Source organism: Ignavibacteria bacterium (genome assembly GCA_016873845.1).
In the GTDB taxonomy this organism is placed as follows: Bacteria; Bacteroidota; Ignavibacteria; order Ch128b; family Ch128b; genus JAHJVF01.
Genome location: VGVX01000142.1, coordinates 1 through 2487, shown reverse-complemented (window position 1 = coordinate 2487; position 2487 = coordinate 1). Strand labels below are relative to the sequence as shown.

General features: G+C 36.7%; 3 protein-coding genes. All 3 read right to left on the bottom strand.

Features of this window, described 5'->3' with window-relative positions; genetic code table 11:
• The coding region (locus FJ213_13325; protein MBM4177133.1) for a hypothetical protein at positions 1–648 on the bottom strand (648 nt) is incomplete at its 3' end.
• Between the two features lie 94 nt (positions 649–742).
• Positions 743–1462 carry a hypothetical protein gene (locus FJ213_13320; protein MBM4177132.1) on the bottom strand — a complete coding sequence of 240 codons (720 nt, stop codon included), beginning with the start codon at positions 1460–1462 and terminating at the stop codon, positions 743–745.
• Positions 1463–1944: 482 nt separating this feature from the next.
• Positions 1945–2439, bottom strand: a complete 495-nt coding sequence (locus FJ213_13315) for a bacterioferritin (protein ID MBM4177131.1) — start codon at positions 2437–2439, stop codon at positions 1945–1947.
• Positions 2440–2487 lie beyond the last annotated feature (48 nt).

Below are 2487 nucleotides of genomic sequence, written 5' to 3'. Positions count from 1 at the left end.
AAGAGAACTAAAATTCGATTCACTTTTCGATAAAGCATACCTTAGAAAGTCAGAAAGTAAAATGGTCATTTCTCTTGCTTTAGCTGGATCAGAGATAGTGAGTGAGCTGATAGAGTTCAAACTATTAAAGATAAAATGAGGATTGATTTGAAAACGTAGATTTCTTAATTCTGCTTCGATAATACTTGTCTTTAATTCCGACTCCCGCTCTAATTTTTCATTATAGCTTTCGTAATAAAGTAAAGTGTAATGAAAGATCACAAAAACAGAGTAAATTAAAACTCCAATAATCGAACGCCACAAAATCGAATCGATAAAGAATGTGTAATATTCGTGGCTTTGACCTGCCAGCTCGAAGAGGACTACGTAATTAAATTCGAGCCAAATTCCTGTCACAACCAAAGAAGCAATTGCATGATTAAAAAATATTTTCAGCGGTTTAGATGATTCAAATGAAATATACTTTGTCGGAAACTTTGATGCATACCCAAGTGCTAGAAAAAATAAAAAGAAAATAAATGCGTCGATTAATCTGCTGACTGTTTCCCCAGTCGAAACATAATTCAACCCAAAAAAATAAAACAGCGAAACTATGAACCAAAAAATCGCGAAGTGCAGAAAAGTATTTTTTCGTGAAATGTTTAACATTCTGTTGTAAATATAAGTGAATTGAAGAAAAAAGATTTCATCCCGATAAGTCGGGATGGAATCTTTCCAGCAGTTCTTTCACTTTTACGAAATTTTATACTCTCTTTATCTCACCGCCGCCAAAAATTACCGTTCCTTTGACAAATAAAGTGCGGTCTTTTGGGAGAGCCTCGGTGGATTCACGTAATCCTTTCTCTGAAAATCCGCCGAAGATGGGTAAAACATCAACCACAAGGCGCCAATCCCTCGGAATGTAAATTTCCCATCCGCCAAAAGCTGCAAATGTATCGAGAACATGATCGCCTGGAGCTAATTTACACTTTGATAAATCGATTTCAGAACCACCAAAGATTGCTGTTACTTTTCCCCCTTGAAAGTTTTCAGATACAAAAGTTTTTTCTCCGCCGCCGAAAATCGCAATGTCATCAATCTGATCTGCGTTTATCGGAGCCCCCCTGCGTTGAAAAAAATGTGGCATATTGTCTCCCCATGAAACGCGTCTAATAATTAAGTACACACCAATTGCGATCAATAAGACAGGCCAAAGCATATGAAGATCGTAATCCATCCATGGAAAAATTCTTGGCAGAAGAAAAAATCCACCGACGAGCATCGCAATTAATCCGAATCCCTTATGGCTTGACGAAAGGAAACTAATCAGTCCAATAATAAAAAGAATGAACGGCCAGGAAAAGACTACATGCTTTATTTCCCAATCGAGCATCCCAATATTTGCGAAAAGTAAAATTAGACCGGCTCCAACGAGAATTATTCCCATCAGTAATCGTGCTGAATAATTTTTTTTATGTTCCATTTTGTTCTCCTTAAAATATTATTTAACAATCATAAAAATTTTAGAAATCAATCTGCTTCTAAAAATACAATTTAATATGAACTTTCCCCTATCGGGGCTGTCTAAAAAGGTTCTCTCGATACTCCCGACCGAAGCCGGGAACTCGAGAACCTTCAAAACTTAGTCGGTTTTCGAGTGTTCTTCGACGAAAAGCCGAAGAACGTATCGAGAAAACCTACTTATTGGTCACCCTCGAATAAAGGGGTGAGTTGTTATTTGAAATTATAACTAAAGAATATTGACATGGTTTATTTTTTTTCTTCTTCGCAAAGTTAAAAAGAGAGTTACAGTTTAAGAATCACTTTTCGGTGAATGGCGGGAATTTGTCGGCGAGTGATACATAGTATTAACCTTCGAGGTTGTACTTTTCAAAATGTTAGCAAACCTCGAAGGTTTTAGAAGTCTCAAACGACCTCAGTTAGAATTTGAAGGTGGTTAACTATTTATGGATTCGCTGCCGCATCCCGCCCTTTACTTCGTTCAATCGATTGAAGCGCGAGATAGTTTGCTCCAAACTTTTTCAGGTTTTCTAACTCTGTATCGTACTGATCAAAATGTGTTTCTTCATCCAGCACGAGACTTTCAAATAACTGCTTTGATATTGCATCGGCATTAGCTGAGCATTCATTTGCCCAAAGGTTATAATCTTTAGCACTTTCTTGTTCCATCTTTGCAGAAAGCTTTAGCATTTTTTCAACATCTGTTATTTTTTCAACTGCGGTAGATGGTGCCATTTCTACATCACCTTTAAGAAATAGAATTCTCTCGGCAAGTCTTTCAACGTGAATCATTTCTTGAATCGCTGTTTTTTTGAACAAGTTCGCTAGAAGATCAAAGCTCTGATCATCGCAATGAAAATGGAAATACATATATTGATGGACGGCAGTCAGTTCATCCGCAACCGCTTTATTTAGTAGCTCAATACTTTTTTCGTGCATATAAAAGCTCCTCTCAATTAATTTCAACTATTTGATTTTCAATTTACT